Annotated in this window: 1 protein-coding gene; it reads right to left on the reverse strand. The window is 72.0% G+C overall.

Annotation, left to right across the window (positions count from 1 at the left end):
* On the reverse strand, window positions 1-379 hold a 379-nt coding region (locus tag K9U41_RS23805), incomplete at both ends, for a 4-alpha-glucanotransferase (protein WP_282643281.1).

The raw sequence follows: 379 nt of genomic DNA on the forward strand, positions 1-379 counted from the left end.
GGGTGGCGTCGTGCTCCTGCAGGAAGGCCTGGAAGGCGACGCCGCGCGGGCTGAGCGTTTTCCAGTCGCCCTGGCGGAATTCTTCCCAAAGCAGGGCGAGCATCTCCTCCTTGGCGGCGGCGACGTCGGCGTACTGCACGGCCTCCGCGCCGCGCAGCGCCTCCAGGCGCTGCTGGAAGGCACCGTCCGCGTACAGTGCCTGCGCGGGCGCGCTGCGCAGGAATTCGGGCATCGCCGTCACGTCGATGAACAGCGGATTGAGCGCGAGCCGGCTGGAGGGGCTGTAGGGGCTGGCGAGGTCGGCCCGGTCCATGCGGAGGGCGTGCAGCGGGCTCAGACCGATGAAGGCGGCACCCTGCGCGGCCGCGGTGGCCACGAG

It is taken from the genome of Xanthobacter autotrophicus, assembly GCF_029991245.1.
Classification (GTDB): domain Bacteria; phylum Pseudomonadota; class Alphaproteobacteria; order Rhizobiales; family Xanthobacteraceae; genus Xanthobacter; species Xanthobacter autotrophicus_C.